At 72.2% G+C, this 23,709-nt stretch carries 24 protein-coding genes and 1 pseudogene; 15 read left to right on the top strand and 10 right to left on the bottom strand.

The features are described from left to right. Positions 1-189: 189 nt before the first annotated feature. Positions 190-963: a GntR family transcriptional regulator gene (locus ACGF12_RS14755; RefSeq protein WP_393028770.1), complete on the top strand. Its 774-nt coding sequence runs from the start codon at positions 190-192 to the stop codon at positions 961-963. Positions 964-1,076: 113 nt separating this feature from the next. Here ACGF12_RS14755 and ACGF12_RS14760 read toward each other — a convergent pair whose 3' ends face one another. The 3 genes from ACGF12_RS14760 to ACGF12_RS14770 form a co-directional block, all read right to left on the bottom strand. After that, on the bottom strand, positions 1,077-2,240 hold the full coding sequence (locus ACGF12_RS14760) for an ROK family protein (RefSeq protein ID WP_393028772.1): 1,164 nt from the start codon (positions 2,238-2,240) through the stop codon (positions 1,077-1,079). A 291-nt stretch (positions 2,241-2,531) separates the two neighbouring features. Next, positions 2,532-2,876: a hypothetical protein gene (locus tag ACGF12_RS14765; protein ID WP_393028774.1), complete on the bottom strand. Its 345-nt coding sequence runs from the start codon at positions 2,874-2,876 to the stop codon at positions 2,532-2,534. A gap of 41 nt (positions 2,877-2,917) precedes the next feature. Next, on the bottom strand, positions 2,918-4,462 hold the full coding sequence (locus tag ACGF12_RS14770; RefSeq protein WP_393028776.1) for a hypothetical protein: 1,545 nt from the start codon (positions 4,460-4,462) through the stop codon (positions 2,918-2,920). A gap of 277 nt (positions 4,463-4,739) precedes the next feature. On the opposite strand from ACGF12_RS14770, the gene paaK reads away from it, so the two are divergent. From paaK to ACGF12_RS14790, 4 genes are all read left to right on the top strand, one after another. Beyond that, a complete protein-coding gene (gene paaK / locus ACGF12_RS14775; RefSeq protein ID WP_393028778.1) occupies positions 4,740-6,074 on the top strand; it encodes a phenylacetate--CoA ligase PaaK in 1,335 nt (444 codons plus the stop codon). 281 nt (positions 6,075-6,355) lie between these two features. Beyond that, on the top strand, positions 6,356-7,027 hold the full coding sequence (locus ACGF12_RS14780) for a class I SAM-dependent methyltransferase (protein WP_393028780.1): 672 nt from the start codon (positions 6,356-6,358) through the stop codon (positions 7,025-7,027). Between the two features lie 58 nt (positions 7,028-7,085). Next, a complete protein-coding gene (locus ACGF12_RS14785; RefSeq protein WP_393028782.1) occupies positions 7,086-7,541 on the top strand; it encodes a GNAT family N-acetyltransferase in 456 nt (151 codons plus the stop codon). A gap of 129 nt (positions 7,542-7,670) precedes the next feature. Then, positions 7,671-9,071 carry a pyridoxal phosphate-dependent aminotransferase gene (locus ACGF12_RS14790; protein WP_393028784.1) on the top strand — a complete coding sequence of 467 codons (1,401 nt, stop codon included), beginning with the start codon at positions 7,671-7,673 and terminating at the stop codon, positions 9,069-9,071. Positions 9,072-9,138: 67 nt separating this feature from the next. Here the strand turns inward: ACGF12_RS14790 and ACGF12_RS14795 are convergent, their stop codons facing one another. Next, positions 9,139-10,575 carry an aminopeptidase P family protein gene (locus tag ACGF12_RS14795; protein WP_393028786.1) on the bottom strand — a complete coding sequence of 479 codons (1,437 nt, stop codon included), beginning with the start codon at positions 10,573-10,575 and terminating at the stop codon, positions 9,139-9,141. 117 nt (positions 10,576-10,692) lie between these two features. Here ACGF12_RS14795 and ACGF12_RS14800 point away from each other — a divergent pair, with 117 nt between their 5' ends. The 7 genes and pseudogenes from ACGF12_RS14800 (at position 10,693) to ACGF12_RS14830 (ending at position 15,616) form a co-directional block, all read left to right on the top strand. Beyond that, positions 10,693-11,310, top strand: coding sequence for a helix-turn-helix domain-containing protein (locus ACGF12_RS14800; protein WP_393028788.1), 618 nt, complete (start codon positions 10,693-10,695; stop codon positions 11,308-11,310). Between the two features lie 229 nt (positions 11,311-11,539). Further along, on the top strand, positions 11,540-12,541 hold the full coding sequence (locus tag ACGF12_RS14805) for a winged helix-turn-helix domain-containing protein (protein WP_393028790.1): 1,002 nt from the start codon (positions 11,540-11,542) through the stop codon (positions 12,539-12,541). 153 nt (positions 12,542-12,694) lie between these two features. Continuing rightward, the gene (locus tag ACGF12_RS14810; RefSeq protein ID WP_393028792.1) at positions 12,695-12,895 is read left to right on the top strand and encodes a hypothetical protein; all 201 of its coding nucleotides are present in this window, start codon (positions 12,695-12,697) and stop codon (positions 12,893-12,895) included. A gap of 33 nt (positions 12,896-12,928) precedes the next feature. After that, positions 12,929-13,987, top strand: coding sequence for a radical SAM protein (locus ACGF12_RS14815; RefSeq protein ID WP_393028794.1), 1,059 nt, complete (start codon positions 12,929-12,931; stop codon positions 13,985-13,987). Between the two features lie 31 nt (positions 13,988-14,018). After that, positions 14,019-14,243 (top strand): hypothetical protein, encoded by a 225-nt coding sequence (locus ACGF12_RS14820; protein ID WP_393028796.1) that lies wholly within the window; start codon positions 14,019-14,021, stop codon positions 14,241-14,243. 388 nt (positions 14,244-14,631) lie between these two features. Next, positions 14,632-14,991, top strand: a pseudogene (locus tag ACGF12_RS14825) (transposase); the annotation flags it as partial. A gap of 55 nt (positions 14,992-15,046) precedes the next feature. After that, positions 15,047-15,616, top strand: coding sequence for a maleylpyruvate isomerase N-terminal domain-containing protein (locus ACGF12_RS14830; protein ID WP_393028798.1), 570 nt, complete (start codon positions 15,047-15,049; stop codon positions 15,614-15,616). Positions 15,617-15,643: 27 nt separating this feature from the next. On the opposite strand, the gene ACGF12_RS14835 is transcribed toward ACGF12_RS14830, so the two are convergent. Beyond that, positions 15,644-15,865: a hypothetical protein gene (locus ACGF12_RS14835; protein ID WP_393028799.1), complete on the bottom strand. Its 222-nt coding sequence runs from the start codon at positions 15,863-15,865 to the stop codon at positions 15,644-15,646. Positions 15,866-15,955: 90 nt separating this feature from the next. On the opposite strand from ACGF12_RS14835, the gene ACGF12_RS14840 reads away from it, so the two are divergent. After that, positions 15,956-17,389, top strand: a complete 1,434-nt coding sequence (locus tag ACGF12_RS14840; RefSeq protein WP_393028801.1) for an amidase — start codon at positions 15,956-15,958, stop codon at positions 17,387-17,389. A gap of 17 nt (positions 17,390-17,406) precedes the next feature. Here the strand turns inward: ACGF12_RS14840 and ACGF12_RS14845 are convergent, their stop codons facing one another. Further along, positions 17,407-17,991, bottom strand: coding sequence for a hypothetical protein (locus tag ACGF12_RS14845; RefSeq protein ID WP_393028803.1), 585 nt, complete (start codon positions 17,989-17,991; stop codon positions 17,407-17,409). Between the two features lie 188 nt (positions 17,992-18,179). Between ACGF12_RS14845 and ACGF12_RS14850 the strand changes: the two genes are divergently transcribed. After that, positions 18,180-19,007 carry a helix-turn-helix domain-containing protein gene (locus tag ACGF12_RS14850; protein ID WP_393028805.1) on the top strand — a complete coding sequence of 276 codons (828 nt, stop codon included), beginning with the start codon at positions 18,180-18,182 and terminating at the stop codon, positions 19,005-19,007. Between the two features lie 444 nt (positions 19,008-19,451). After that, positions 19,452-20,186 carry a PIG-L family deacetylase gene (locus tag ACGF12_RS14855; protein WP_393028807.1) on the top strand — a complete coding sequence of 245 codons (735 nt, stop codon included), beginning with the start codon at positions 19,452-19,454 and terminating at the stop codon, positions 20,184-20,186. A 129-nt stretch (positions 20,187-20,315) separates the two neighbouring features. Here the strand turns inward: ACGF12_RS14855 and ACGF12_RS14860 are convergent, their stop codons facing one another. From ACGF12_RS14860 to ACGF12_RS14875, 4 genes are all read right to left on the bottom strand, one after another. Further along, positions 20,316-20,969, bottom strand: coding sequence for a DUF1707 domain-containing protein (locus ACGF12_RS14860; protein WP_393028809.1), 654 nt, complete (start codon positions 20,967-20,969; stop codon positions 20,316-20,318). A 168-nt stretch (positions 20,970-21,137) separates the two neighbouring features. Then, on the bottom strand, positions 21,138-21,584 hold the full coding sequence (locus ACGF12_RS14865) for a hypothetical protein (RefSeq protein WP_393028811.1): 447 nt from the start codon (positions 21,582-21,584) through the stop codon (positions 21,138-21,140). A gap of 78 nt (positions 21,585-21,662) precedes the next feature. After that, positions 21,663-22,397: a dethiobiotin synthase gene (bioD, locus tag ACGF12_RS14870; RefSeq protein WP_393028813.1), complete on the bottom strand. Its 735-nt coding sequence runs from the start codon at positions 22,395-22,397 to the stop codon at positions 21,663-21,665. Then, complete coding sequence (locus ACGF12_RS14875) at positions 22,394-23,698, bottom strand: adenosylmethionine--8-amino-7-oxononanoate transaminase (RefSeq protein WP_393028815.1); 1,305 nt, start codon at positions 23,696-23,698, stop codon at positions 22,394-22,396. Before ACGF12_RS14875 ends, bioD begins: the two co-directional genes overlap by 4 nt. Between the last annotated feature and the right edge of the window lie 11 nt (positions 23,699-23,709).

A 23,709-nucleotide genomic window follows, 5' to 3' on the forward strand; every position in this document is an offset into this window, starting at 1 on the left:
GACGGCCGCATCGAGCTGCGCCATTGGTCTTGACCATCTCCGGACGCAACACCTAGGGTCGCTTACTGCAAGGACCTTTAATAAAGAAGGACGGATAAAGGCCCGCTCTCCCACCTGCCGCAACAGCGGGCAGCGGGCCGGGGATCCGCCCTCCTCGTCAGGGCGGACAGAAGCAGGGTGGAGGACACGGTGGGAACGACAGGACAGCTTTCGTCGGTGCCGGAACCGAAGTACTGGCACCTGCGCACGGTGCTGCTGCGGGCCATCGACTCGGAGTTCTCCACCGGCCAGATCCTGCCGAACGAGCGCGAGCTCGCCGCCCGCTTCGGGGTGGCCCGGGCCACGCTTCGACAGGCGCTCGACCAGCTGGAGCTGGAGGGCCGCCTGGTCCGCCGCCGGGGGATCGGCACCCTGATCGCCGCCCCGCGGGTCGGCGTCCCGGTGAACCGGCAGGAGGAGGGCTGGCCCGGCGCCGGCCGTAGCCAGGCCTGGCGCACGGTCGACTGCGCCACCGCCCCCGCCTCCGCGCAGCTGGCCAAGAACCTGGGCATCGCCGAGGGCGCCACCGTGCACACCGTCCGTCGGGTCCGACTGGTCGAGGGCCGTGCGATGGCCTGCGAGTCGCTGCACGTCCCGGCCTCCGCGCTGCCGCACCTGCCGGGCTTCCGGGCCGAGAGCGACCGCGCCCGTTCGGTGCTGCGCCAGCTGGAGCGACTGGAGGTGGACGGCGAGTCCCGCGCCGTCGAGCTCGGTGTCGCCGAGGCCGAGGAGGCCCTGCTGCTGGAGCGCCCCCCGGGCACCCCGGTGCTGGTCATGACCACCCAGTACGCCTCGGCGGGCCGGCTGGTGGCGCTCGCCGTCGCCACCTACCGGGCGGACACCTGCAAGCTGACCTTCGGCGAGGCCGGCCTGGTCGAGGTCACCCCGGTCGGCGCGGCGGCCGAGGTCCGCACCGCCTCCTGAACCATTTCCCGACACCCTCGGGCAACGGCCCGGGCGCCCAAGTGGCGTCCGGGCCGTTGCCGTTGCCGTTGCCGTTGCCGTTGAGGGGGTAGGGGGTCCGGGCCCGGAGCCGGTCAGAGACGGGGCGGGTCGACGGCGAAGAGCTGGTCCTCGACGTGGTCCAGGGCGACCCGCAGGGCACCCATCGCGACGACCTCCGAACCCAGCGCCGCCAGCGCCACCTCGGGGGCGCGCAGGGTGAACTGGGCCAGCCGCTCGCGCAGCGGCTCCAGCACGCCGTCCAGTCCGGCGGCCCAGCCGCCGATCACCACCAGCTGCGGGTCGATGGCCAGCACCAGCGCCGCGACGCCCTGCACCAGGCGGGTCAGGAAGCGGTCCATGGCGACCTTGGCCACCTCGTCGCCCTCCCGGGCCAGCCGCAGCACCCGGGCGACCGCCGCCTCGTCCAGCGGGTTGAGCGGCTTGCCGGTGGTGGAGAGCAGCCTCTCCGGGGTGACCTCCTGGCCGAGCAGGTGCAGCGCGCCGATCTCGCCGGCCGCGCCGCCGTAGCCGCGGTGCAGCTTGCCGTTGATCAGCGAGCCGGCGCCGGGGCTCAGGCCCGCCATCACGAAGACCACGTCGTCGGCGCCGAGTGCCGCGCCCTGCCAGTGCTCGGCGATGGCGGCGAGGTTGGCGTCGTTCTCGATCAGGACCGGGCAGCGGAACGAGCGCCGCAGCCGGGCGCCGAGGTCCAGGCCGGTCCAGCCGGGCATCGCGGTGCCGAGCTGGACGGTGCCCTCGCGGTCCACGATGCCAGGGGTGCCGATGCCGACGGCCCACAGGTTGTCCCGGGAGATCCCGGCCTTGCGCAGCACCTCGGCGACGGCGGTGCGGACGGCGGAGAGCCGGTCCTCGGCGTCCAGGGTCTCGTCCACCGGCTTGAAGTGACTGCCCACCACCTCGCCGGTGAGGTCGGCGAGGATGACCCGGATGTCGTGCACACCGATCTCGATGCCGAGGATGTGCCCGGCCTCGGCGCGGAAGCGGAACCAGCGGGCCGGGCGGCCGCGGCGGCCGGTGCCCGACTGGCCGTCCTCGCGGGGCTGTTCGACCTCGGCCACCAGTCCGGTCTCGACCAGACCCTCGATCACGCCCTCGACGGTCGGCCGGGAGAGCCCGGTCTCGCCGACGAGCTGAGTGAGGGTCACGGAGTGGCCGGCCCGCAGCGCCCGAAGGGTGACCGCGGCGTTGATCCGCCGCAGCAGCGAGGAGTCTCCTCCGGTGAGCCGATCCGCCAATGCGATGCCCTTCGCCGTTCGCGCGACTGCCCTGGCGCGCGGTGTCGAGTGCGCGGAGCCCACCGAATGGCCCGCGGGGAGGTGCCCCCGGAACGCGGCACGGGCGGCGCGAGGGCCGCCCGCGCGAGGGCCCGGAGGACATGCCGGAGCCTACCCGGGGACCGCCCTGCGGGGCGAGGATTCCCGCAGCTCATCCGGGCTTCGGTATCGAAATGGTACGGATCGGGTGGTGGCGTGTGATCCGGGCTTCACGAGTCGCTCACGGGTCGCCCGCATCCGGGTGCCGGACCGTCACCGCCCGCTCCCGGACGGCCCGCGACCCGGGCGCGGCCCCCTGCCCACCAGCTGACCGCACGGCCCGGCCGGGCGCAGCGCCCGGAAGGAGCGCACCGCCCGGAGTCCCCGTACCGACCAGCGCGAGCGCACCGACAGCAGCGAGCCGACGCTCAGCCAGGAGCACGCCGACAGCGCGCTGAAGACCGAGCCGGCCGAGCCGATCGACAGCACGCTGCCGACCGACCCGACGGAGAGCACCGAGCCGACCGAGCCGATCGACAGCAGCGAGCCGATGGAACCGACGGAGGCGATCGAGCCCAGTGAGGCCCGGGAGCGGATCGAGCGCACGGAAGCGACCATGGGCCTGATGGTAGCCGCGGCTCGGCAGCCGTGGCTCGGCGTCAGTCCACTCGGGCGGCGAACAGCCGCTGTCCCAGCAGCCCCATCGGGTGCCCGTCCTCCGGCAGCGTGAGCACGGTCGGGCAGCCGGCCGCGGTGAGCGCGGTCCGCCAGCGTTCGGCCGGGTGGGCGGTCAGGCCGCGCGCGTCGCCGGTGATCAGCACGTCGAGTTGTTCGACGGTGGGCGCGAGCAGCAGCAGCCGTCCGCCGGGGGAGAGCAGGTCGACCAGGGCCGGGACCTCCTCCTCGGGCCGTCCGGTCGCGGTGGCGACCACGACGTCGTAGCGGCCGCCGTCGGGGGCGAGGTGGTGCTCGGCGTTCTGCCGGGGGCGGGCGGCCAGGGCGCGGGTGATCGCGGTCTCGGCGCCGTCGCGGTCGAGTTCGAGCACCCGCAGCGGCTCCGTCCCGTCGTGGGCCTCGGCGGTGCCGCGCACCAGGGCGCCGACGGCGGCGCCGAGGTAGCCGCGGGAGGCGGCCCAGCGGACCGGGGCGGCGGCCGGACGGGGCGCCTCCTCGCCGGTGATCAGCCGGGGCAGCCGCAGCGCGCCGCGCCGTGCCCGGTCGAGGGCGGCGGCCGGGCCGAGCCCGTCGGCCCAGGCCTCGACGGCGGGGCGCCAGGCGTCGCGGACCTCGGCGGCGGTGAGTTCGGGCGCGCCGTGGAAGGTCGGGCCCTGGGCGCCGCCGTCCTGGCAGGCGATCAGGCCGTGCCGGGCGAGGGCGTCCAGCCAGCGGCCGACCCGGGGGCGCTGGGCGGGGGTGACCAGGGCGGTGGCGAGGAGCTCGGGCTCGGAGCAGCCGTGCGCGGGGTCGGTGAGGACGCCGGCCTGCTGGAGGGCGTGCAGCAGCGAGGTGAGGACGGCCCGGTCGAGGTGGGCGCCGAACTCGGTGACCTGCTCGGCGGTGACGCCGATGCTGTGCTTCCAGGCGGCGGCGGTGGCGGCCTGCGCGTCGGCGCGCAGCCGGCGGTCGGCGGCCTCGGCCTGGCTGTGCGGGGCGCGGACGTGGGCGAGGACGGCGCCGAGCGCGTCGACGGCGGCGTACACGTCGTCCTGGCGGGGCTCGGGTCCGACGTGCAGGACCAGCCGCAGCGCGCTGAGGTCGTGCTTGGTGAGGCCGGGCTGCCGGCTGAGCCGCCAGAGCAGGGCGGAGGGCAGGCTGAGGTGGGTGGTGCCGTTGGCGGCGAGGGCGGCGAGCTGCTCGTCGGCCCGCTGTTCGGGGTCGGCGCAGTGCACGGTGCCGCCGGCCAGCAGGGTGGCCAGGGCGAGTTCGACGGCGAGGTCGGTGGCGGGGTGCAGCACGGTGTGCCGGATCGGCGGCGGGCCGAGGACGCCCGCCCAGTGCCGGAGCCGCTGTTCGGCGGTGCGGGCGGCGGAGGGCGGCAGCGCGGCGTGCTCGGCGACGCGTTCGGCGAGGGCCCGGGGCAGGCCGCCCGGCGGGGAGACGCCGAGCAGCAGGCCGATGCCGCTGATCGCGCGCCCGTCGGCGACGACGGCGGGCCGGTCGCCGAGCTCGCGCAGCGCGCTGACCAGCGCAGGAGTCGAGGCCAAGGTGATCACTCCGGGGTGCAGGGGAGAAGCCGCACTACTGAACCATGCGTCCGGGCCGGAAGCGGCCGCCTACGGGTCAAAATTCCGTAATGATTTTCATATTGGCCAGCCAAGCGGGTGGAGCGATCCCGGTACGAAGGTGCCGGAACTTCACATTCCGGGACCCTTGCGCGATCCCTTGACAGGTGGTTCGGGTGCTGGATTACTTGGCCTGGGCTTGCCCTGACCGAACGATCGGTTGGGCCTCCCGGATCGGCCGACCTGCGAAGGAGCGACGATGACCGCCAGCGCACCCGACCCGCGTCGACGTCTGGGGGAGCCGATTCCACCCGCACTCCTGGACGCCGGGGAGCGGATGAGCGTCGACGAACTGCGCGCCAACCAGCTCGACCGGCTCCGGGCCACCCTGCGGCACGCGTACGACAACGTCGAGCTCTACCGCCGCAAGTTCGACGCGGCCGGCGTGCGCCCTGAGGACTGCCGCACCCTGGACGACCTCGCCCGCTTCCCCTTCACCACCAAGGCCGACCTGCGCGAGGGCTACCCCTTCGGCATGTTCGCCGTCCCGATGGAGCGGGTCCGCCGGATCCACGCCTCCAGCGGCACCACCGGGCGCCCGACCGTGGTCGGCTACACCGAGAACGACCTGTCCATGTGGGCCGACGTGGTCGCCCGCTCGATCCGAGCGGCCGGCGGCCGGCCCGGCGACAAGGTGCACATCGCCTACGGCTACGGGCTGTTCACCGGGGGGCTGGGTGCGCACTACGGCGCCGAGCGGGCCGGCTGCACCGTCATCCCGGCCTCCGGCGGCATGACCGCCCGCCAGGTCCAGCTGATCCAGGACTTCCGGCCCGAGATCATCATGGTCACCCCGTCCTACCTGCTGACCCTGCTGGACGAGTTCGAGAAGCAGGGCGTCGACCCGCGAGCCAGCTCGCTGAAGGTCGGCATCTTCGGCGCCGAGCCCTGGACCGAGGAGATGCGGCGCGAGATCGAGGACCGGCTCGACCTGCACGCCGTCGACATCTACGGCCTCTCCGAGGTGGTCGGCCCCGGCATCGCCCAGGAGTGCGTGGAGACCAAGGACGGACTGCACATCTGGGAGGACCACTTCTACCCGGAGGTCGTCGACCCCTTCACCGACCAGGTGCTGCCGGAGGGCGAGGGCGGCGAGCTGGTCTTCACCTCGCTCACCAAGGAGGCCCTGCCGGTCATCCGCTACCGCACCCGCGACCTCAGCCGGCTGCTGCCCGGCACCGCGCGGCCGTCCTTCCGGCGGATGGAGAAGGTCACCGGGCGCAGCGACGACATGATCATCCTGCGCGGGGTGAACGTCTTCCCGACCCAGATCGAGGAGATCCTGCTGCGCACCCCGGGCGTCGCCCCGCACTTCCAGCTGCGGCTGACCCGGCAGGGGCGGCTGGACCACATGACGGTGCGGGTGGAGGCCCGCCCGGAGGCGCCGGCCGAGCAGCGGGAGGCGGCGCGGGCGGCCATCGTCCGCGCGGTGAAGGACGGCGTGGGCGTGACGGTCGCGGCCGAGGTGGTGGAGCCGTACACGCTGGAGCGCTCGGTCGGGAAGATCAAGCGGGTGGTCGACGAGCGCGGTTGAGCCGGTGGGACGCCGACGAGCGCCGCGGTAGCCGACAGGAGGTCGGAGGCGCACGGCTGTCCGGGGGGTGATGCCGTGCGCCTCCGACGTCTACAGAAATGTAGACGGCCATCCCGTGGGACGTCCAGCCGCGACCCCGTTCGGCGTATCCGGATCGTGATGCGGCCCGGAGCTTCCCGGACTGTGATGCGGCCCGGAGCTTCCCGGACCCTGAGGAGAGGGGCCAACCTGAAGGCCGCCGGTCGGGCATCGGTCCGCCGCCGTGGCCCTATGCTGCGGGCATGCCGACTGAGCTGCGAACTCTTCAGGTGGACGCCGACCTCGCCTTCATCCGGCGGGAGACCGCGCTGTCGCCCGTCCCCTTCGTGCCCGAGATCCGCCTCCACATGGCGCAGGAGGCGATCGCCCTGTGGGAGACCACCGAGCGCGAGCGCGGCGAGGTCGGACTGCCGCCGCCGTTCTGGGCGTTCGCCTGGGCCGGCGGGGTGGCGGTCGCGCGCTACGTCCTGGACCACCCCGAACTGGTCGACGGGCGCGCGGTGCTGGACATCGCGGCCGGGTCCGGACTGGTCGGGGTGGCGGCCGCGCTGCGCGGCGCCACGTCCGTTCGGGCGGCCGAGATCGACGCCTACGCGGTGGCCGCGATCGGCCTGAACGCCGAGGCCAACGGCGTGCGGGTGGACGGCGCGCTGGTGGACCTGGTGGACGGGGACGGCGCGCCGGCCGAGGTGGTGCTGGCCGGGGACGTGTTCTACGAACGGGCCATGGCCGCGCGGTTCCTGCCGTTCCTGGAACGGGCCGCGGCGCGCGGGGCCACCGTGATCGTCGGGGACCCGGGGCGGGCCTACCTGCCGCGGGAGCGGTTCACGGCGGTGGCGGCCTACCAGGTGCCGGTGGTGGCGGACCTGGAGGACACGGCGGTGAAGACCACCACGGTGTGGCGCCTGGGCTGACCGTCCAGGAGCCGGAATTCCCGGCAGCGCGACGAATCAGACTGCTAGACAGGCCGTCATGACCGAACAGACCGCTCTGCCCGCACGGATAGCGCTGCGCACCGCCACCCCCGACGAGATCCCCGCCCTGCTCGCCCTCTGGGCGAGGGCCGCCAAGGGCGCCAGCATCACCGACGACGAGGCGGGCGTGGCGGCGCTGCTCGCCCGGGACCCGGACTGCCTGATCGTCGCCACCCCGGCCGACGACCCGAAGACCCCGCTCGGCACCGTGATCGCCGGCTGGGACGGCTGGCGCTGCCACCTCTACCGCCTCGCCGTCGACCCCGAGCACCGCCGCCGGGGCATCGGCGCCGCGCTGCTGGCCGCCGCCGAGGAGCGCTTCGCCGCGCTCGGCGGCCGCCGGGCCGACGCCATGGTGCTGGACGACAACGCCCTCGGCCACCGCACCTGGCAGGCCGCGGGCTACCGGCCCGAACCGCAGTGGAGCCGCTGGGTCAAGCCGTTGCCCGCCTGAGCGTTCCCATTCGGACGGCCGCCGCGCGCTGGCGGCCGTCCTCGGGGCGTGGTCCGCTGAGGACGACGCGTGTGCGTACGACTACGTTCCGTCACGTGATCGAACCCGCCCACCCGACAGGGGACCACCATGACCATGACCGAGAACGACCTCAAGCTCGCGGCGCCCGATGCGGCCGCCGACGTCCTCGCCGGCCTGACCGACTTCGAGCAGGCCCTCGCCTTCTACCACCAGCACCTGGCGCCGGACACCGCGATCAACCTGTCCGTCGCGGAGAACGTCCTGCTGTACCAGCAGTCGATGGACGCGGACGTCTTCAAGAAGATACGGCTGATCCCCGAGCGGAACATCCAGTACATGGCCCCGGCCGGCATCCCGCAGCTGCGCCGGCAGGTCGCGGACCTGCTCGGCCAGGCGTTCGGCCGCGCCGTCGCGGAGAACGACGTCTTCGGCTGCGCCGGGGTCTCCTCCGCGCTGGAGTGCATCGCCTTCGGGCTGATGCGCAAGGGCACGGGCACGCCGGCGCTCAAGCCGAAGGACGAGGTGCTGATCCCGGCGCCGTACTGGCAGGGCTTCAACTGGTCCTTCGAGGAGCGGCCCAAGCTGAAGTGCGTCCCGGTGAACCTGCCAACCGAGGGCAAGGACCGGTACCGGCTCACCCTGGACCGGCTCGTCGAGACCTACGAGGCGCGGCAGAAGGCCGGCCACCGTCCGCGGCTGCTCGTCCTCACCAACCCGCACAACCCGCTGGGCGTCAACTACGACAAGAAGCTGCTCGAAGAGATCTACGCCTGGGTGATGGCCTACACCGACATGCACATCATCTCGGACGAGATCTACTGCCACTCCCAACTCGACACCGCCAAGACGCCGTTCACCAGCGCGGTGACCCTGCGGGCGTACTCGGGCTTCGCCGACCGGATCCACGTGGTGTGGGGCTTCGCCAAGGACTTCGGGCTGTCCGGCTTCCGCACCGGCTTCGTCGTCTCCAAGAACCCGGCGGTGCACCGGATCATGCTGGGCAGCAACGATCCGGCCGAGCGCACCCGCCAGTTTCCGTGGTTCACCCCGTTCGACTCGCTGAAGACCTACGTCATCGGGGAGTTGCTCAGCGCCCACCACAACGGCGAGCGGTACACGACGTACGCGATGAAGAAGTACCCCGGGCTGCTCAGCGACAGCTTCCGCGCCGTCAAGGACGCACTGGACAAGGCGGGGATCAAGTACGTCCACCGGGACGGGGACAACTCCGCGATGTTCTTCTGGCTCGACCTGACCGAGTACCTCGGCAGGCGCGCGGACCATGACCACATCGAACTGCCGGTCATCGGGCCGGACGGGCTCGACCCGGACGAGGAGTGGCTGTTCCGCTACCTCGCCGCCAGGCCCACTGAGGTGAGCCTGCTGCCCGGCGGCGTGATGTACAACCCGGTCCCGGGCTTCTACCGGCTCTGCTTCACCGCCCGCCCGGCCGAGGAGGTCGTGGGCGCCGTTCAGCGGATGGTCAAGGCGCTGGGCAAGCTGAAGTAGCCCCGTGGGTGCGGCACCCGGGACGGTGCGTCCCGGGTGCCGCACGCGTGCCGTACTGCTGTCGGCGTCAGCCGCGCAGCCCGGCCAGCCAGGCCTCGACCTCGTCCGAGCGGCGGGGGAGGGCGGCGGAGAGGTTCTCGTTGCCGTCCTCGGTGACCAGGATGTCGTCCTCGATCCGCACCCCGATGCCCCGGTACTCCTCCGGCACCGTCAGGTCGTTGGGCTGGAAGTAGATGCCCGGCTCGACGGTGAGCACCATGCCCGGCAGCAGCTGCCCGTCGACGTGCTCCTCGGTGCGCGAGTGGGCGCAGTCGTGGACGTCGATGCCCAGCATGTGGCCGGTGCCGGCCAGGGTGAAGCGGCGGTGCAGGCCCAGCTCGTACACCTTGTCGGCGGTCAGGTCGCCGAACAGGCCCCAGGAGGTGAGGTGTTCGGCGAGCTCGCGCTGCGCGGCGTGGTGGAAGTCGCGGAAGTCCGCGCCGGGCCGGACCGCGGCGATGCCGGCCTCCTGGGCGGAGAACACCGCGTCGTAGACCTTGCGCTGGAGGTCCGTGAAGCGGCCGGAGACCGGCAGGGTGCGGGTCACGTCGGCGGTGTAGAGGTTGTTGGTCTCCACGCCCGCGTCGAGCAGCAACAGGTCGCCGGGGCGGGCCTGGCCGGTGTTGCGCACCCAGTGCAGGGTGGTGGCGTGCGGACCGGCCGCGGCGATGGTGCTGTAGCCGACGTCGTTGCCCTCGATCCGGGCCCGGAGGAAGAAGGTGCCCTCGATCAGCCGCTCCGGCGTCTCGGTGTCGGTGCCGAGGACGCGCACCACGTCCTCGAAGCCGCGCGCGGTCGCGTCGCAGGCGAAGCGCAGCTCGGCGATCTCGAACTCGTCCTTGACCAGGCGCAGTCCGGAGAGGAAGACCTCGAACTCGGCGTCCTGCTCGGCATCCGTCCGGTCGCGGAGCGCCGCCTCCACCCCCGCGTCGTGCCCGCGCAGCACCCGCACCGGGCCGGCGGCCGCCGCCAGGTCGGCGCGCACGGTGCGCACGTCCCGGCAGGGCAGGCCGAGCAGCTGCTCGCTCTCGATCAGGCTGTCGCGGCGGCCGTCCCACAGCTCGCCGTGGCCGTCCAGCCAGAACTCGCCGTTGTCGGTCCGGGAGCGGCCGCGCAGGTAGACCACGGCCCGGTGGCCGCTCGCCCCGGTGGGCTCCAGCACCAGCACGCCGTCCTGGGACTGGTCGCCGGTCAGGTAGACGTAGTCGGAGGACGGGCGGAACGGGTAGTCGGTGTCATTGGCCCGCACCTTGGGGTTGCCGGACGGGACGACCAGCAGCTCGCCGGGGAAGGCGGCGGACAGCGCGGCCCGGCGGCGCCCGGTGTGCGGGGCCTGCGGGATCGGCTCCAGACCGTGGCGCTCGGTGTCGGCCCAGCCCTGCTTCATGTTCTCGGCGAGTTCCTCGGTCACCCCGCGGGTGAGACCGTTCTTCCGGTACTTGATGGGCTCGGTGGGCTCGGTCACTGCGGACTCTCCAGATGAGGGCGGGGGTGCGGTGCGCTTGGCTACGCTGACCTGCCTGGTACGTAACAAGCGTTTTGTACGGTATATCGAACAGGGTCCGAAGAGAAGAGGTCGAGCGTGAACAACTCCGAGGGGTCGGTACGGGGCCTCCTCGCCGCCAACCTGAAGCGGGTCCGGGCACAGCGGGGGCTGTCGCTGTCCGAGCTGTCCCGGCGCGCGGGCATCGGCAAGGCGACCCTCTCCCAGCTGGAGTCCGGCGCCGGGAACCCGACCCTGGAGACCGTGCTCGGGCTCTCCCGGGTGCTCGGCGTGCCGATCTCCGACCTGGTCGAGCGACAGCCCTCCGGCGAGGTGACCGTGGTGCGGGCCGCCGACGCCGAGGTGCTGAGCGGACGCGGCGTCGATCTGCGCCCGCTGCGCCGAATCGAGGCCGGGGACACGGTGTTCGAGGTCTATGACCAGCAGGTGCGCACCGACGGCACCCAGATCTCCGGCGGTCACACCGGCACTGAGCACACCATCGTCCAGGCCGGCCTGCTGCGCGTCCGGGCGGGCCGCTGCGAGGTCGAGCTCGGCCCGGGCGACTACGTCGGCTTCGACGCCTCGCTGCCGCACTCCTACACCGCCCTGGACGGCGGATCGGTGCGCTCGGTGCTCCTGCTGGAGCACCGGGCCGAGCAGCGGCTGCATCTGGCCGAGGAGGCCGAACAGCCGGCGCCGGGCCACGGACAGTGACCGGCTGGGCCACGGGCACTGACCGGCCCCGGTTCGGCGCCCGAGCTCCTTCGTTCGGTTTACGGAACGAATTGTCCCGGGGCCCCCACTCCCCTCGTGGTGGGGGCCCCGGAGCGCCGACCCCGGGAAGGATGCCAACCGCGGCGGGCGGGCGGCCATGCATTAGCCTCTGGGCCTAAAGGTCAAGAAAGCGCCAGGTCAGGGCGTTGCGGGGAATCGGGGAGAGTTCGTGCTCGCACTCAGGTTCGGTGTCGCGGACCTCGCCAACACCCGCTTCGCCGTCTCACCGCTCGACCACCTGCTGACCGGCACCGCCCGGCAAGGTGTGCACGAGTGCCTCGGACTGCGGCGCGACCGCTGGTGGCGGGAGATCCGGCGGCACGTCCCGCACCGTGCCGCCCCCTTCCTCGACCTGGTCAACGCCAGCACCGCCGGCGTCCCCAACTTCATGGGCGCGGACCTCGAGGCCGCCCGCCGCCAGCTCACCGACGAACTCGACGCCGTCCTCGCCGTCACCCAGCAGACCTTCGAGCAGGACCTCGCCATGTACGGCAGCGAGGCCGAACTGCCCGCCACACTCGCCCGGTTGCGCGACGACGGCACCCGCGGCCTGCGCCGGATCACCGACGGCGCCTGGGCCCTGTTCCGCACCTGCCTGGCCGCCGACTGGCCGGAGATCCGCCGCCAGCTGGAGGCCGACATCGCCGAGCGCGCCCGCACCACGGCCCGCGCCGGCATCGGCGCGATGCTCGACTCGCTGCACCCGAACGCGCGCTGGCGCGACGAAGGAGTGCTGGAGTGCTCCCTCGGCGACTGGTCGGGCGACTTCACGCTGGGCGGGCGCGGGCTGGAGCTGCGCCCCAACTACTTCGTGCAGAACGGCATCGGCCTGCTGGTGGCCGAAGGCCGCCAGAGCCTGCTGGTCCACCCGCTCGGTTCCCGGGGCGCCGCCACGGCGAAGCCGACGCCCCCGACCGCCGACGGCCTCACCGCCGTCCTGGGCCCCGCCCGCGCCCGCGCCCTGCGCGCCATCGAGGGCGGCCCCTGCTCCACCACCGAACTCGCCCGGCTGCTCGGCATCACCCCGCCCTCCGCCTCCGCGCACGCCGCCGCCCTGCGCGCCGCCGGGCTGATCACCACCCAGCGGGAGGGCAAGCGGGTCCGGCACGCGCTCAGCGAGGTCGGGCGCGACCTGCTGCTCGACAACCCGGAGGTCGCGCGGGCGGGCTAGCCGCGCCGGCGGTCCAGGGCCCGTCGTCCGAGCGGCCCGCCAGGAGTGGCAGAGGTCGATGGGGTGCGGAAGAGTCGTCGGCGCGACGAGGGCGCCTGCCCTCGCGCGTTCTGCGCAACCATCCTCCGCACATCCTCTGCAAGGAGAGTCCCCATGAGCACTCCGCAGCCCGGCAAGAGCGGCATCGACGTCCGACTGGACGAGCAAGGCCGCATCGTCGTCCTGTCACCAGAGCTGGCCCAGTTCGCGCCCTCGGACGGCAACATTCCCATCGACCCCCCGACGCACGGCGGCTGGGTCACCAACAACTGCCCCAACCTCGTCAAGGGCTGCGGCAGCCCCCTCGCGGTCTAGCCGGACGGCCTCGTCCAAGGAGGACCGACACCCATGACGCAGACCCCCACCGCGCCCGGCACGCGGCGGAGCACCTCCCCGGCGTTCCAGGAGCAGCTCGCGGCGTCCCTGACGAACGAGATCCTGCACCTGATCGTCCTCCCCACCGAGCAGTGCAACTTCCGCTGCACCTACTGCTACGAGGACTTCAGCGTCGGGCGGATGGGCGAGGCCACGGTCACTGCCCTCAAGCGGCTGATCGACCGGCGCGCGGCCGGTCTGCGGCGCCTGGACCTCTCCTGGTTCGGCGGGGAGCCGATGCTGGCACGCGGCATCGTCGAGGAAGTCTCGGCCCACGCCGCGGAGTCGGCCGCAGGGCCGACGGGCTTCGACTACCGCGCCAACATGACCACCAACGGCTATCTGCTCGACGCCGAGGCCGTCCGTGACCTCGCGGCCCTCGGTGTCGGGCAGTACCAGATCTCCCTGGACGGCCCGGCTGCCGCGCACGACACCACCAGGCTCCGCGCGGACGGCCACGGCTCGTTCGACCGGATCTGGCGCAACCTGCTGGCGATCAGGGACGGCGGCCTGCCGGTCGACGTGCTGCTGAGGGTCCACCTGACCCCCGCCAACCTGCCGCTGATGCCCGACTTCCTGGCGCGGTTGCGCGACACCTTCCTTCGGGACGAGCGCTTCACGCTGCACCTCAAGCCGGTGGAGCGGCTGGGCGGGGCGAACGACGGCACGATGGAGATCCTCTCGTCGCAAGCCCGTCGCGACACCCTCGACCGGCTCACGGCCATCGCGTACCAGGGCCTTCCGGCGCCGCGCGCCGACGGCTTTGAGGTCTGCTACGCCGCGCGCCCCAACTCCCTGGTGATCCGGGCCGACGGCACCGTCGCCAAGTGCACGGTGGCACTGTCCGACCCCGCCAACACCGTCGGCCGACTGCTGCCGGACGGCACCCTGCGGATCGACGACGGCTCGCTGGCGCCGTGGGTGCGGGGCTGGGCGGCCGGAGACGAGGACGCGGTGCACTGCCCGTACCGGGGCATGCCGCGCCGCCGGACGCCGACCCTGCTGCAGATCGGGGCCACCCGCCCGGCGTAGCGGGCAGCGTCCGTACGGCATGATGACCGCCATGACGGACACCCTCACCTGGCTCGCCGAGGTTCACCGCGCCTGCCTGGAGGTGCTCGGCCGCCGCTTCGGGCCGGCCCTGCCGCGCACTGCGGTGTTCGTCCGCGCGCTGCCGGCCTGGTACCAGCGGACCAATCACGGTGTCGTCCGCGCGCTCTCCGAGGGTTCGTCGCGACGATCCTGGCCCTCGCCGAGCGTGCGGGTGTCGTCGGGCACGAGGAACTGACAGACCCGCAGTTGGCTGCGAACGCACGGGATGTCTCCCGGTCCATGGCACGATGACCGCCGCGCAGGAAGTCGGGCCCGCCGACTTCCTGCGCGGGAGCCACGACTCGGGGTCGCGGAACGGGGGAGTGGACGAGATGGACGAGCCGGGCACGGGGTTCGGCTGCGCGGCCTGCTACGGCGAGGACGCGCAAAAGGTGTGGGGGCGTCAGCGCGAGGGCTTCGCGCACGAGACGGCGGTCGTCCAGGACTCGCACTTCACGGTCTCGGTCCGGCGCTGCCTGGCCTGCGGGCAGCGCTCTGCCTGGATCCGGACCGAGTTCACCGACTGGGCGGGCGGCGATGACGCCTCCTACGTCACCATCCTTCCGCTCACCGACGCCGAGGCCGCCGCCGTGACGGACGGCGCCCCGGTCCACGTGATCCTGGACAACCTCTCCGCCCACAACGGCAAGAAGATCCTCCGCTGGGCGAAGAACAACAACGTCCACCTGTGCTTCACCCCGACCAACGCGTCCTGGGCGAACCCGATAGAGGCGCACTTCGGACCGCTGCGGCAGTTCACCCTCGCCAACTCGAATCATCCGAACCACACGGTCCAGACCCGCGAACTGCACCGCTGCCTGCGCTGGCGCAACACCAACGCCCGCCACCCCGACGTCCTCGCGGCCCACCGCAAGGAACGCGCCCGCATCCGCAGCGAGAAAGGCATCCGCTGGGGAGGCAGGCCCGTAGCCCGAGCAGCGTGAACAGAGGCACCGGCACAACCCAGTTGCACATCACAAATCTCGCGAGGAGCCCCGCATGGACTACCGGGACGTCGACACTGCCGTGACAGAGCTACTGAAGGCACTGGGCCCTCATGCCGCGGAGGACTGGACAGTCCCGGCGGGTTCCCTGGAATGGAGTTGCTGGGAGACAGCGGCGCACATCGCGCACGACCTGCTGGCCTACGCCGGCCAGCTGGCAGCACGTCCCACCGACTCCTACCTCCCGTTCGACCTGACCGTCCGTCCCACGGCCTCGCCAACTGAGGTACTCCAGACGGTCACCGCCTGCGGCCGGCTCCTCAGCGGCGCCTTGGCCACAGCCGGCCCGACCTTGCGAGCTTGGCACTGGGGACCCTGCGATCCCGAGGGTTTCGCAGCGATGGGGGTCGCCGAAACCTTGCTGCACACCCACGACATCACGCAGGGACTGGCGGTGGACTGGCTGCCGCCGGCACCGCTGTGCGCGGCCGTGCTCGACCGGTTGTTCCCCGATGCCCCACCTGGAGATCCCATCCAGGTGCTTCTCTGGTGCACCGGCCGTGGGGAACTGGACGATCTTCCCCGCCGAACATCGTGGATGTGGAAAGCAGCGCGATCCGACTGATCGCACTCACCCAGGCGAACTTCTCGGTCACAGCACGACCGCGGTGCCGTGCTGCCGTCCACCGGTGCTGTCCTCGACGGCGAGTATCCCGTCGCCGAGGTCGAGGGCCATGGTGACGGCCGGGTAGGGGACCACGTCCAGGTCGACCGGGGAGGTGGCGTGGTCGCTGAATCCGGCCATGCTGACCCCGCGCAGCGGGCCGGGCAGGGACGGGATGGCGACGTCGCAGAGCGCCGCGGTGGATTGCATGGCCGCAGGCTACGCGACATTCGTCCAAGACGGGGAGGCGCGGTGGCGAGCACGATCGTCCGCACACCCGACCGGAGAGGACCGTTCGTGATGACCGACCCGTACATCGAGGCCGTCGAACTCGCCGCTGCCATCCGGCGGAAGGAGGTGAACCCGGTCGAGGTGGCCGACAGCTACCTCGCGCGGATGGACGAGCTGGACCCTGAGCTGAACGCCTTCTGCCACCGGGACGACGAGGCCGTCCGCAAGGCCGCCGCGGCAGCCGCCGATGCCGTGGTGCACGCCGCCTCCCCCGAGGAGCTGCCGCCGTTCCTCGGCGTGCCGCTGCCCGTCAAGGACCTGCTGGACGTGGCGGGTTGGCCCACCACGTACGGATCCGCCGGAGCCGGACGGGCCCCGGCGGCGGCGTCGGACCCGGTGGTGCAGCGGTTCGTCGACGCGGGGTTCGTGCTGCTCGGTAAGACCACCACCTCGGAGTTCGGCGCGGTGCCCTTCACCGAGAGCGAGACGCTGGGCATCTCGCGCAACCCGTGGGCGCCGGACCGTACGCCGGGCGGTTCGTCGAGCGGGGCGGGCGTGGCGGTCGCGGCCGGGATGGCGCCGATCGCGCACGCCGAGGACGGGGGAGGGTCGATCCGAATTCCGGCTTCCTGCAACGGACTTGTCGGCCTCAAGCCGACCAGGGGCCGGATCAGCGGCGCGAGCGTCCTGGTGGAGGGGCTGGCCACCAGCGGGATGGTGACCCGCTCGGTGGCCGACACCGCGGCCGCCCTCGACGTGCTTGCCCGGCACGACCCGGCCACCTGGTGGTCGCAGCCGACCCCGGCCGGCTCCTTCGCGGCCCTGGCCGCGGCCGAGCCGCCGGCCGGCCTGCGGATCGGCGTGCTCACCGACTCCCCGGTCGAGGGGATCCCCGTCGACCCGGCCTGCGTGGCTGCCGTCGACCTCGCCCTGCGGGCCCTCGAAGCAGCCGGCCACCACGTGGTCGACACCCGTCTGCCGCTACCCCCGACCGAGGAGTTGGTCGCGGCCTTCACCGCGATCTGGAACACCGCCGCCGCCGGTGTCCCCCTCGCCCACCCCGACCGGATCGAGCCGCACAACCGCGCCCTGCGCGAGGCCGCCCAGTCGGTCGACTCCTGGACCTACGCGCAGGCGGTGCAGCGGACCCAGCAGCTCTCCCGCCGGATCGTGGAGGGCTTCGTGGCCGGGTTCGACCTGCTCGTGACGCCCACGATGGCCTGCCTCCCGCCGCTGGTCGGCAGCTTCGGGACGGGCACCGAGGAGAACCCGCTGCGGCCGCTGCTGAACAGCTACCCGATGGGCGTGTTCACCTCGGTTTTCAACGTGACCGGCCAGCCCGCGATCTCCGTCCCCCTGCACCACGACGAGGCGACCGGCCTGCCCGTGGGCGTCCAGCTGGTGGCCGCCCCGTGGCGCGAGGACCTGTTGCTCCGGGCGGCGCGCACCCTCGAACTCGCCCACCCGTGGGCAGGCCGCCGTCCGTCGGTGCGCGCCCGGTGACCGAGCCTGAGGTGACGTCAGACGATTTCGGTGATCTTGCCGTCCACCGTCGCGCGGACCTGCTTGTCGGCGCGAGTGCCGTCGACGTTGACGAGGATCTGGATGTCGTTCGAGAACGGCAGATCGCGCTTGACGAGGAGGCCGCCGGTCTTGGCGCCCTCGATCTTCGACGCGGCGGCCGCCTCGGCGAGCAGCTTGGCAAGCACCTCGGGCTTGATCTCGGTGCTGTCGAAGAGGTTCTCCTTGAGGGCGGCGCTGGGGTCCTTGCTGCCGGTGGTGGTGAGCTTGACAGGCTGCGGGTCCTCGACGCTCCCGTCTCGGTAGGTGAACTTGTTGACCTCGTTGGGCTTCGCGGGGTCGGCGGCTTCGACCGAGATGAGGTTCGAGTACACGTTGAACTCGAGGACCTTCATCGGCGATGCGCCCACCTTCTTGGCCAGCGCCTGGATGGCCTGGTCGATGGCCGGCGCGGTGAACAGGTCCGCCTTGGCCGTGGTGCTTGCGTCGGCCGTCGGGTTCGTCACGGAACCGATGGCCGAGCAGCCGGAGAGCGTCACGGCGAGGGAGAGCGTGAGGGTGGCGATGCTGGAACGGCGGGACATGTGAGCGTTCTCCAGTGAATGAAATGAGTAGTGCCGACCGCTCAGAGGGAAGTCGGATGTACCGCTCCGTCGACGGCCTCGATGTACGGGTCGGTCATCACGAACGGTCCTCTCCGGTCGGGTGTGCGGACGATCGTGCTCGCCACCGCGCCTCCCCGTCTTGGACGAATGTCGCGTAGCCTGCGGCCATGCAATCCACCGCGGCGCTCTGGGACGTCGCCGTCCCGTCCCTGCCCGGCCCGCTGCGCGGGGTCAGCATGGCCGGATTCAGCGACCACGCCACCTCCCCGGTCGACCTGGACGTGGTCCCCTACCCGGCCGTCACCATGGCCCTCGACTTCGGCGACGGGATACTCGCCGTCGAGGACAGCACCGGTGGACGGCAGCACGGCACCGCGGTCGTCGGCCTCGGCGCCAGCGGCGTCCGCACGCACAACCAAGGCATCGAGTGCCTCCAGATCCGGCTGTCGCCGCTGGTCGCCCACGCCGTGCTCGGCTCACCGGCCGAGCTTGTCTCCCTGGACGACCTCTGGGGACGCGAGGCCACCCGCATCCGGGAACAGCTGCGCGCCACCGCGTCCTGGGACGACCGCTTCGCGCTGGCGGCCACCGCACTCGCCCGACGGTACGAAGCAGGCCGCCCGGTCGATCCCGAACTCCGCTTCGCCTGGGGCAAGTTGGTGCGCACCACCGGCGCGGTCCGGATCGAGGACCTGGCCGCCGAGACCGGCTGGAGCCGCAAACGCCTCTGGTCACGCTTCCGCACCCAGCTCGGCCTCACCCCGAAGCGGGCCGCCCAGCTCATCCGCTTCGACCACGCCGCCCACCGCCTGGCGGCCGGCCAGCGCCCCAGCCAGGTCGCCGCCGAGTCCGGCTACGCCGACCAGTCCCACCTGAACCGCGACACCGCCACCTTCGCCGGAACGACCCCGACGGCCGTCGCGGAGGCCGCCTGGCTCACCATCGACGAGATCGCCTGGGCCCGCCCGGCCTATCTCCAACCGGGGAAGTTGTAACAACCACCGGCTACCATCCGCCAAGGCCACCGGCGTCATCCTGATCGACCTCGGTGCCGCACGATCGGACGTCATCGAGCGGCTGGTCATCATTCTCCGCAGGGGTGTGCGACCGTAATCGGCTCCGGCGTCATCGCGGTTGGGAGCTTTTTGTTCGCCGGAGTCGTCGTCCTCGCGATTCCTGACGACATTCTTCCGGCGGCGAGTACGTTGGTGTTCGTTCTCGTCTTCCTTGCCGCTTCGACGGGTGGGTTCTCACTCGTCGCGGGGTGGATGAGGGTCCGCCGGTGAGAGCGCGGGCTTCGAGGACGCTCGAAGCCCGCGCTGACGAGGTGCGGCCGGCCTGCCTTCCGGCTTTGACGAAGATGATCGCCATGGGACACAGTGATCATCTTTCGCGGGGGATGGGGTGTCCCCTGCCTTCACGGGGGACTTGCAGACCAGATGCGGATCAGAACTGCCGCCAGGGTCGCACTGGTGGGCGCGCTGGCGTTCACCACCGTGGCAACCGGCCGAGGAGTGCCGACAGCGGCGGCCGACTCCTCACCCGTCGCGGAATCGTTCATGCAGATCGTCGCGCACCAGGACGACGACATCCTGTTCATGAACCCCGACATCAGCCGGGAGTACTCGGATCCCTCCGTCACCGTGTACCTGACGGCCGGTGAGGCGACGGACGACACGTGGATCACGCCGTACTATCCGAGCTCCTGCGCCTACGCGGAGAGCCGCGCCGCCGGGGCCAGGGCCGCGCACGCGAAGATCGCGGGTGTCTCCGACCCCCACTGGACCGCGACCCCGCTCAAGCTGAGCAGCACGGGCAAGACGGTCGAGGTCGACACTCTCAACGAGGCGCCGCAGGTCAAGCTGGTCTTCTTCCGGCTGCACGCGAGCGGCGACAGCAACTTCATTCCGCCGAACAGCCAACTGGCGGCGAACGGGCCGGCCACCCTGGACGACCTCTTCACCTCGGGCCCGTCGATGAATCTGTTCGACTCGACGATGGGGAGCATCGGCACTGACGGCGACTGCGCCGCTGCCACCAACAACCAGAACTACGGCACCACGTACGGCAACCAGTCCTTCAGCCACGCGGACCTGACGGCCAGCCTGACCGAGCTGATGCAGCACTTCAGCCCCACCGTCGTGCTGGCGCAGGACCCGAAGGTCGGCTTCTGACGGACCCGTAGGAGAGCGGGCCGCGCGGACACCTCCGCGCGGCCCGTTTCCGTTGCTGAGCCTGTCGCTCGACGCCGCTGGCCACTCGACTGGTTGAGGGACTCGCTGCAGCGAACCCGCGCGGCCAGGTCAGTCGCCCGGGGGCAGGGCTGCGGGCCTCCTCAGCAGCCACCGGCCCGCCGTCCTCCGTGGCTGCCGCACCACGACGCGACCGAAGCTCTTCTGGCCGACCAGTTCCACCCGTAGCGCGATCGGCGCATCGGGGTCCGGAGCTTGATGGTCCTTGAGCTTGCCGAAGACCAGGCTCAGTCCATCAGTATCGACCACGATGCCGGGCCCGACGACGAGTGTCAGGTTCTTGCCCTGCATGTTCACGTCGAGCTGCAAGGTGTCATGCGTGATCGCCGCCTGCGTGAAGTCGAGTGTCACCTCGCACCACTGCACGCAGAGCTCCAGCCGTCGCGGCACCACCCAGCGCCCCACCCGCTCGACCGGACTGAAGCTCTGCTCGATCCGGAGGACGTCCTTGGCCTCCGCCGCGACCCCGCCGGCGAAGACCGGCATGGGCGGTAGGTCGGTGGTGAGTTCGGCCAGCTCGCCGACCGTCCGCGCCGACAGGGCGGCCTCCAGGCGTTGGTCCAGTTCCTCTGAGGTCAGCCGGCCTTCGCCCGCCGCGACACTCAGCAGGTCGACCACCCGGTCCCGGTCCGCATGGGAGGCCCGCATCGCGGGCTGTGAGCTGTGGCCGGAGCGCATCCCGGCGGTCGAGATCTCTCCCGGCATACTTCCCGTCCTGGGCTCGACGAAAGGTCCTCGCGGCGCGGTCGGCGGCGCGACTGGGAACTCACGATATATCGCGACAGGTGTTCCCGCCAGGTCCGGGTCGGAAAGCGGCCGGGTGTGGGGCGCGGGCTTCGAGGGGCTCGAAGCCCGCGCCGAATTCCCGAACCCTCAGTTGTCGTTGAGGGCGTAGGTGCGGAAGGTGGCCAGCAGGGGCAGGACTTCGGTCTTGCTGGGCTCCTCGGTGACGGCCCGCATCGCGTCGATCACGGTGAGGGCGATGACCTTGGTGACCTTGAGGTCGTCGGGGGCGGCGACGGTGCCCCAGGCCTTGAGGGTCTGGGTGACCAGGGCGCTCATCCGGGCGCCGATGTTGGCGCTGACCGCGTCCGAGAGTTCGGCGATCTCCTCGTCGCTCATGGTGGACCGCAGGCCGAAGGCCAGGGCCATCAGGGTGTCCATCGCGTGCTCGCCGTACGCGGCGACCAGCGCCGGCAGCGGCCGCTCGTCGGCGCCGCCCGCCGCAAGGGCGGACAGCGCCTCGTCGTCGTCCTTCCACGCCGCCTCCAGGGCGGCCAAGGCCCGCAGGGCCTCGTCCACGGTCAGCCCGTCTGTCATGGAAGGAACGGTATTGAGCCCGTAGCGCCCGGACCCAGGGTTCGGGCGCTGGGGTCACTCCTTCGAGCGAAGCGCGGGCTATTCCGGCCGGTGGGCGTGTGCGAAGTGCTCCGCGTCCCAGCTGCCGCCCAGTTCGGGGGCGAGCGAGGCGACCGCGAGGGCGGCGAAGTCCTCGGCCGCGCCCGCCCGTTCCGGCAGGGCGCCGAGCAGCGGGGCGCCGGCCGAGCGCGGCAGGTCGGCGAGGTTGCAGCGGTCGGCGAGGCCGGGGGAGGAGGGCCAGGAGCCGACGAGGACGCCGGTGAGGGGGAGTTCGCGGGCCGCCAGGGCCTCCGCCGACAGGGCGACGATGTTCAGGGTGCCGAGGCCGGCCGAGGCGACGAGCAGCACCTCGGCGTTCAGTCCGGCGGCGCGCACCGCCCGCGCCTGGTCGGCCAGCGTGCGGCCCTCGTCGTCGTAGCGGACCAGGAGCCCGCCCGCGCCCTCGACCAGCACCAGGTCATGGGTGGCGGCCAGTTCGGCGACGGCCTCGGCCACTGCGGCCGGGGACAGGTACGGCATCCCGGCCCGCCGGGCGGCGGTGTCGGGGGCCAGCGGTTCGGGGTAGCGGACCAGTTCACGGATCGTCAGTTCGCCCGCCATGCGCTGGACTTCGGCCAGGTCGCCGGGCTCGCCGGGGGCCACGCCGGTCTGTCCGGGCTTGAGGACGGCGACCTTCAGGCCGCCCTGCAGCGCCGCCGAGGCGATGGCCGCGGTGGCGACGGTCTTGCCGACGTCCGTGTTGGTGCCCGTCACGAACAGGATGCGCGCGCTCACCCGGCCACCGCCGCGGCGGTCACGGCGGCAGCGATCCGTGCCACGTCCTCGTCCTCCGCCACGTAGGGGGGCATCGTGTAGATCAGGTCCCGGAAGGGTCGCAACCAGACGCCCTCGCGCGCGGCCGCCTCGGTCGCCGCCGAGACGTCCACCGGGTGGTCCAACTGCACGACGCCGATGGCTCCCTGGACCCGTACGTCCTGTACGCCGGGAAGCGAGCGTGCGGCCGAGAGGCCCTCGACCAGACCGGTCTCGATGCGCTTGACCTCGACCTCCCAGTTCTGCCCGAGCAGCAGCTCCAGCGAGGCGTTGGCGGCCGCGCAGGCCAGCGGGTTGCCCATGAAGGTCGGCCCGTGGGCGAGTACCGGCATCTCGCCGCGGCTGATGCCGTCGGCGATCTCGCTGGTGCACAGGGCGGCGGCCAGCGTGAGGTAGCCGCCGGTGAGGGCCTTGCCCAGGCACATCACGTCCGGGGAGACCCCGGCGTGGTCGGCGGCGAACAGGGCGCCGCTGCGGCCGAAGCCGGTGGCGATCTCGTCGAAGACCAGCAGCACCCCGTAGCGGTCGCAGAGTTCGCGCAGCATCCGCAGGTAGGCGGGGGAGTGGAACTGCATCCCGCCCGCGCCCTGGACCACCGGCTCGACGATGACGGCGGCCAGCTCGTCGGCGTGGCGTTCCATCAACGCCTCGAAGTGCTGGGCGTATTCGGCATCGAGCGGGGCGTCGAAGCCGGCCGGCGGCTGCGGGGCGAAGAGCTGCCCGGGGAGCACCCCGCCCCACAGGTGGTGCATCCCGCCGTCGGGGTCGCAGACCGACATCGGGTGGAACGTGTCGCCGTGGTAGCCGCCGCGCCAGGTCAGCAGGCGACGCTTCTGCGGGCGGCCGATCGACTGCCAGTACTGCAGGCACATCTTCATCGCGACCTCGACCGACACCGAGCCCGAGTCGGCGAGGAAGACGTGCTGCAGCGGTTCCGGGGTGATCTCGACCAGCTTCGCCGCCAGTCGGACGGCGGGCTCGTGGGTGAGCCCGCCGAACATCACGTGGCTCATCCGTCCCAGCTGCTCGCGCACCGCCTCGTCCAGGACCGGGTGCCGGTAGCCGTGGATCGCCGCCCACCAGGACGACATCCCGTCCACCAGCTCGCGCCGGCCGCCCGCGACGGGCTCGGCCAGACGCAGTCTGACGCCCGAGGCGGATTCGACCACGTACGGGGTGACGGTGCCGGGCATCGGCCCGTACGGGTGCCAGACGTGCGCCCGGTCGAGGGCGAGCAGCGTGTCCGCGGACAGCTGGGACATGGTGAGGTCTC

The organism is Kitasatospora sp. NPDC048296 (genome assembly GCF_043201815.1).
Taxonomy (GTDB): domain Bacteria; phylum Actinomycetota; class Actinomycetes; order Streptomycetales; family Streptomycetaceae; genus Kitasatospora.